At 63.4% G+C, this 6,612-nt stretch carries 5 protein-coding genes; 1 reads left to right on the top strand and 4 read right to left on the bottom strand.

All coding sequences use genetic code 11. The features are described 5' to 3' along the window. A partial coding sequence (locus ABF821_RS19245; RefSeq protein ID WP_415531245.1) for an AI-2E family transporter occupies positions 1 to 1,126 on the top strand: 1,126 nt, incomplete at its 5' end. A 40-nt stretch (positions 1,127 to 1,166) separates the two neighbouring features. Here the strand turns inward: ABF821_RS19245 and ABF821_RS19240 are convergent. From ABF821_RS19240 to ABF821_RS19225, 4 genes are all read right to left on the bottom strand, one after another. Beyond that, the gene (locus ABF821_RS19240; RefSeq protein ID WP_182975138.1) at positions 1,167 to 1,493 is read right to left on the bottom strand and encodes a YnfA family protein; all 327 of its coding nucleotides are present in this window, start codon (positions 1,491 to 1,493) and stop codon (positions 1,167 to 1,169) included. A gap of 70 nt (positions 1,494 to 1,563) precedes the next feature. Then, on the bottom strand, positions 1,564 to 1,980 hold the full coding sequence (locus ABF821_RS19235; protein WP_415531244.1) for a c-type cytochrome: 417 nt from the start codon (positions 1,978 to 1,980) through the stop codon (positions 1,564 to 1,566). Further along, positions 1,980 to 3,581: a flavin monoamine oxidase family protein gene (locus ABF821_RS19230; RefSeq protein WP_415531243.1), complete on the bottom strand. Its 1,602-nt coding sequence runs from the start codon at positions 3,579 to 3,581 to the stop codon at positions 1,980 to 1,982. Before ABF821_RS19230 ends, ABF821_RS19235 begins: the two co-directional genes overlap by 1 nt. Positions 3,582 to 3,706: 125 nt before the next feature. Continuing rightward, the gene (locus ABF821_RS19225; RefSeq protein ID WP_415531242.1) at positions 3,707 to 6,385 is read right to left on the bottom strand and encodes a TonB-dependent receptor plug domain-containing protein; all 2,679 of its coding nucleotides are present in this window, start codon (positions 6,383 to 6,385) and stop codon (positions 3,707 to 3,709) included. Positions 6,386 to 6,612 lie beyond the last annotated feature (227 nt).

Here is a 6,612-nt window from a genome sequence, read left to right as displayed (position 1 = left end):
CCCCGCCCCCACACTCCCCAGCCAGCCGCGCACGCCGCTGCAAAGCCTGGCCCAGGGCGTGCTCGCACTGGCGGTGGTCGCACTGGCCCTGTTCGTCCTCGGACGTTTCCGCTCCGCGCTGTTCTGGGGCGGCGTGCTCGCGATCGTCTGCTGGCCGCTGCTGAAAGGGTTGCGGCGGAAATGGTCCTCTCCCCATGCCGCCACGCTGGCACCGGCCGCCATCGTCCTCGGCATCGCGCTGGTCTTCATCATCCCGACCGCCGTGCTGATCTCCGCCGCCGCCGGCGAGGCCCGGGAAGGCGCGCAATGGGTCAAACAGGCCACCGAACAGGGCATCCCCGCCCCCGCATGGCTCGACCGCCTGCCGTGGGGCCGGGCGCAGGCCCAGCACTGGTGGCAGGCCAATCTGGCCACGCCAGACAGCGTGCACGACCTGATGGACCGCCTCAAGCCCGAACACGCCCTCGGCACGGTGGAGCATCTGGGCCACGGCGTCGCCAACGGGCTGGTCATCATGGGCTTCGCCCTGCTCATCCTCTTCTTCTTCCTGCGGACCGGCACGCCGCTGGTCGCGCGCATCGACCTGCTGATCTGGCGCCTGCTGGGCGCACGGGGCGGCATGGCCCAACGTCAGATCGTGGGCGCCGTGCGCGGCGCGCTCGCCGGCCTGGTGCTGGTCGGGCTCGGCGAAGGTCTGCTGATCGGCCTCTCCTATGTGCTCGTGGGCGCCCCCCAGCCCCTGCTGCTGGGCATCTTCACGGCACTGGCGTGCATGATCCCGATGGTCGGCGGCTTCGCGCTCGCCCTGTGCGTCCTGGCCATCCTGATCAAGGGCAGCAGCCTGGCGGCCGCCATCGGCGTCGGCGTGTTCGGCGCGGTGGTACTGTTCCTGGCCGACCATTTCATCCGCCCCGTCCTGATCGGCGGCTCCATCAGGCTGCCTTTCATGTGGGTGCTGCTCGGCATTCTGGGCGGGCTGGAAAGCTGCGGCCTCTCCGGCCTGTTCATCGGCCCGGCGGTGATGGCGCTCGCCCACCAGCTCTGGCGCCTCGGCTCCAGCCAAGGCCCCCACCCCGCCCCACACGCGGTCGTGGCCATCCGCATGGAAAATATTCGCGAAGAGTAAGCCGACGCCGCCGTTCTTCAGAAAAAGAAGATTCAAGCCTCTACACCCGATGCGGAGAAAACAGGATCACCCCCGCCCCACACAGACACAACGCCGCCCCGATCAGATCCCACCGATCCGGCCGTACCCCTTCGGCCAGCCACAGCCACACCAGCGCCGAGAGAATGTAAATCCCGCCATAAGCCGCATAAGCCCGCCCGGCTTCCGAAGTCTCAACCCGCGTCAGCAGCCATGCGAACAGCACCAATGAGACACAGCCAGGCAGAAGCCAGACCGGTGATCTATCCATCCGGCGCCACGCCCAGAACGCGAAGCACCCGGCAATTTCCGCCATGGCCGCGCCGACATAGATGATAACCGATTGCATCCGGCGACCCTAACAGCCAAAGCCGCCGCACGGTAGGCATCACCCGGCGCACACCGCCGGACCCCCACTGCTATTCCTCCAGCGTGATCGGCTGACGCATCTCCCTCACCTGCTCCGGCGTCACCGCGTCCGTCCAGTGATTGCCGAGATGACTACGGATATAGGTCACCACATCCGCGATCTGCCTGTCGGTCAGAATGCCCGCGAACCATGGCATGCCGCCATGGCCATTCAGGACCATCATGGTCGGATAGGCAGCAATCGCCAGTTTCTGGTCCCCGGCCAGCGCCGGATATTTCGCCCCGGCACCACGCGCCCCCTTGCCGTCGGCCATATGACAGGCAGCACAGATATGATGATAGACCAGATCGCCATTATCCAGCCGGGTCATGGTGCTCGGCACCCCGCCCGCCGTATCGGCCCGGGCCGACGCACCGGCCAGCATCATCCCCGCCACGAGCAGGAAGGAAAAAGAGACGCTCCGCATCAGCCCACTCCCTGCGCCCGCTTGTGTATCTGCTCGACCGCCGCGAGAGACGACAGGATCGCCCCCTCCTGCCAGCAACCGACATAGGATGCGTGCTCCCCGGCCAGCACCAGCCGGTTCTCCATCCCCACCAGCGTCTTGTAATGCATCTTGCGCGCCTGCTCCGACCACATGGAACAGCAGCCCAGGGTCCAGGGCATGCGGCTCCACGCCACGGCCACGCCATTGCGAAATTCGCTGCGATAACCGGGATGCAGAACCTGCCCCTGCCTCAGCCCTTCCTCGATCCGCTGCGCGGGCGTCATGGTCGTGAATTCCATCGCCGCCGGCCCGAACATATAACCGCCCAGCAGAACCGCCGGCCCCTGCGAGAAAATACCGTGGCTGGGATAGGCGATCTGCCCGATCGGCTGGTCGGTGAAACTGATCCCGCCATAGATCTGGTCGTCATCCTCCCAGAAGCGCCGCTTGAATTCCATGCCCAGCTTCACCGACGACGCATACGGCACGGCCGCGATCGCCGCCTTCATCCGGTCGCTGACCTGCACATCGAGCTGCGAAAGAACCGGCAACGGAATCGTGCAGACGCAATAATCGGCCTCTTCCACCCGCGCGGCCCCGCCATGGGCCACATCGTCATACAGGATCTTCACGCCATGCTCGTCCTGATGAATGGCGGTGACCATGCAGCCCAGCGTGATCAGGTCCTGGACCTGCCGCGCGAATCCCTTGCCGATATTATCCATCCCGCCAACCGGCTGGAACATCGTCGTCTGCATGTCGAGCTGTTCGGGAAAGGCCAGCCACTGCGCCAGACCCGAGCCCATCACTTCCGAACGCGGCGCCGGGGTCGAGAAGGTCGGCGCCCCATCCACACCAGCCCCACGAGCCTTGTCATATCCCCGGTGCTGCGACGACCGCGCTCCGGCGCGCCACACCCCATCATCATCCAGATTGGCCCAGGTCCCGATGGAGGAGAGCACATGCGCCCGCTCCTCGGGCGTCACGATATCATCCAGCCGATGCTGGTTGATCGCCTTGGCCAGCAACTCGGCGGTGTAACCCGAGAAATCCGCGGCAAACTCCCGATAGCGCAAAGGCTTGCCGCCATAAGCCTGCGAGGAATGCAGCCACGCATTGTGGTTGAGCTGAATGAACGGCTCCAGCGCCACGCCGAACTTCCGGCAATAATACAACAGCCCCTGATGATGATACGGAATCCGCCACGGTCCCGGATTGATATAATTGCCGGGTGAGAAAGCGACCTTCTGCGTCGCGCCCCCCAACTCCGTCACGCTGTCGCCCCCACGCAGCGAGATATTGCGTCCCCCCGCCCGGTTCTGGAATTCAAGCAGTCGAACCTTGTAGCCGGCCCGCCGCAATTCATACGCCGCCAGCAACCCCGCCAGCCCGGCCCCCAGCACCACGACCCGGGTACCCGGCTTCGCACCGGACAGTTTCGGCGGCCCCTTGAAGTCGGTGCCCATCGCATGACCCATGCTGGTCATTGCCTGATAAAGCCCGGCACTTCCCGCCAGAACCCCGATTTTCGTCAGAAGCTGCCGGCGCGTCTGCGCCTGAGAGCCGGACTGTCCGGTCATCAATCACCCTGTCTCTATGCGGAAAGCGCCTTTCGGGGCGCAAAAACAAAAATGCCGCATGCGCGGCATAATTTCCAGAACGAGAATGGATACCGGGTTTACGCCCGGTATCCATGCCGCTGTCGTCAGAACGTGGCGTTCAGACGGCCATAGTAGTAGGCACCGGTGATCGGCACCTGCAACGAGAACTGGTCGTAGATCTGGGCGCCGTAGGAATTGACATCCTGCGAAACCCGACGCGGACGCACGTTGAAGATGTTGTTCGCGCCAACGGCGAAGTGCAGGCGATCGGTGACCTGATACCCCACCTCGATATCCGTCAGCCAGCGCGGCGTATTCTTGAACTGCTTGAAGCAGGAATTGGAATACTGGATCGACTCGGTGGTGCTGCCAGGGCACATGATGTTCGAGTTCGACCAATCCTGATACTGCATCATGTCGGTCGTCTGGCCATAGCGGGTCTGGCGCACGTTCACGTCCAGCTTGCCCACCTTGTAATAGGCATTCAGGATGATCTTGCTGCGCGGATACGCCGTAGTGATGTAGCCGACATTCTGCGCGTTCAGGATCGGATTGCCCTGAGAATCCAGCCCGTTATGATGCAAGCGCGTCCGGTTCAGATCCAGCGCCATGCTCAGGTCCAGGTTGCCATACTGATGCAGATGGAACCGGTAATCCGCCTTGATGTCCAGGCCCTGCGTGCGGGTGCTGGCGCCGTTGGTCAGGTAATAGGCGCTGTCCTGCGACGTATCGTCCAGCGCCGGCCCGGCCAGCGTGTACCCCATCGCCTCGATCGCCTGCACCGCCAGCGGACCGTTCACGGTACCGCCACCGACGATGCGGTTACGCAGATTGATCTGATACACGTCGGCCTCGACATGGAACCCATCGACCGGCTCCAGCACGATACCGCCCGACGCACTGACCGACTGCTCAGGCTGTAGCGGCTTGGCACCCAGCGCACGGGCCGCCGCCGAATCCACCGCCAGCATGCCCGCGGCGCTGGAAGGGCCGACATTCATCGCACTGTAATGCTGCTCGGCCAGCGTCGGGGCACGGAAGCCCGTGCTGATCGTGCCGCGGATCGCAACCCGGCGCGAGAAATCGTAACGGGTCGAAATCTTGCCGTTCTGGGTATTGCCCACGTCGGTGTAGTGCTCGAACCGGCCGGCGAAATCCAGGTCCCAGTGCTTGGTCAGATGGAAATCGCCGTCGATATAGGCGGCGAAGATGTTACGGTTCCAGTTACCGGCGCTCTGCGGGCCAAGGCCGGCATAGCCCTGCGTGCCGCCCAGTTCATAGGAGTTCGGATTACCCGCCTGGATCTGGTAGGTCTCCATCCGATGCTCGCCACCGAACGCCAGCGTCATGGGAACGACGTTGCCGATGTTGAAGTGGTGGCGGAAATCCAGGTTGTTCGTCCACTGCGCCATGCGGTACGTTTCCGCCAGCGTCGAGGTCGGCGACCAGCCGCACCCATCGGTCGAATAGTACGGGTTGCCCGGCGTGGTCGAGCAGGTCGAGGCCAGCATACCGGTATTCGCGGTATTCTTGTTGCCGATCTTCGTGCCGTCGGCACCGTAGGTCGAACTCGCGTCCCAGTCCCAGTCACCGAACAGACGGCTACCCTTCAGGCCCACCGTCACGGCGTAGTCGTTTTCCTCGTTCGTCTCGCGGGGGGAGAAGCCCGACGGATATAGCGAGGGCGCACGGGTCGGAATACGATAATTCTCGTACGCCTCACCATGGCGATGCGCGTAGGTCAGGTTGCCATAGAACTGCAACCGGTCGCCGATGATGTCCTTGCCCCAATCCATCCCGAAATTCTCACGGGTTTCCTCGGGGCGGCCCATGATATGGTTGGAATCGGTCGGCACGTTCAGCGGGCCAGTATAATTCGCACCCGTATAGGCGCCTTCCGGCGCGGCGCTCAGCGGCAGCAGACGATGATCGGTCGACGGCGCGACGAAGAAGTCGGTGTGATAGACCTGCCCGCTGATATGCAGGAAGCCGTTGTCACCCCATTTGAAGCCGGCGTCGCCATTCACCTGATACTGCCAGGCCTGCCCGCTATAGGCATTGGCACCGGTCGTGGCGCTCAGATTATAGCCGTGATCCTGCTTTTTCGTGATGATGTTGACCACGCCGGCGATCGCGTCCGACCCGTACTGGGCCGCCGCGCCGTCTTCCAGCACTTCGATGTGGTCGATCATGTTCGACGGCAGCGTATTCAGGTCCGCACCGGTCGAACCGAACTGCGGACCGGAATCCGCAACGATATTCGCGGTCGAATGGCGGCGCTTGCCATCGACCAGCACCAGCACTTCGTTCGGGCCGAGGCCGCGCATCTGGATCGACTGCGTCAGCGCCGCGGAGTCAGCGGCCATGGCGACGACGTTGATCGAGGCATAGGTCTTGGTCAGCGCGTCCGACAGGTTCATCTGGCCTGAACGGGTCAGGGTCGCCGCGGTCACGACCGATACCGGCGCGGTGCTCTGGCGCGCATGGCGGTTGCTGTCACGGGTGCCGGTCACGATCACGGCCTCGCCCGGATCGGACGGCGGCGCGTGATAGACGGGCTCAACGGCCGGCAGAACCCGCGCGGCCGGAGCCGCGACCGCCGGAGCCACCGCCGACTTCGGCGTGGAACGGGTAGAAGCACTCACGCCTTTCTTGGCCTTCGCCGCATGGCGATGGCTGGTCGTCGACGTACCAGACGTCGGGGCAGTTTGCGCCACCGCAGCGGCGACGTCGAACTGAATGGCTAAAATCGTGGCCGCGATAAGGCTTCGCCTCAGGGTCATAGACTTAACGTGCTCCCGCGAACGTCGTTACTTTACCAGCACATCAAGCGACGGAAACCGACCTCAGTTCAATACCGAATCATACCCTTCCATAACGAATTCGGAATATATGACATTTTTATCACAACCCAGACACCTGGCTGCCCAAACCAAGGACATACAATTGAAATTTAACGGTTAATTTATGATGTTTCGAACACACCTCCAGGAAACACCCTCATCAATCC

Source organism: Gluconacetobacter sp., from assembly GCF_047721585.1.
GTDB lineage: Bacteria > Pseudomonadota > Alphaproteobacteria > Acetobacterales > Acetobacteraceae > Gluconacetobacter > Gluconacetobacter dulcium.
Note: the sequence above shows the minus strand (reverse complement) of the source record. Positions and strands in the feature narration are given on the sequence as shown.

What these genes read in the sequence shown, in the direction of transcription:
- ABF821_RS19225 (WP_415531242.1), bottom strand. Translation starts at nt 6,385, where the DNA reads ATGACCCTGAGGCGAAGCCTTATCGCGGCCACGATTTTAGCCATTCAG.
- ABF821_RS19230 (WP_415531243.1), bottom strand. Translation starts at nt 3,581, where the DNA reads ATGACCGGACAGTCCGGCTCTCAGGCGCAGACGCGCCGGCAGCTTCTG.
- ABF821_RS19240 (WP_182975138.1), bottom strand. Translation starts at nt 1,493, where the DNA reads ATGCAATCGGTTATCATCTATGTCGGCGCGGCCATGGCGGAAATTGCC.
- ABF821_RS19235 (WP_415531244.1), bottom strand. Translation starts at nt 1,980, where the DNA reads ATGCGGAGCGTCTCTTTTTCCTTCCTGCTCGTGGCGGGGATGATGCTG.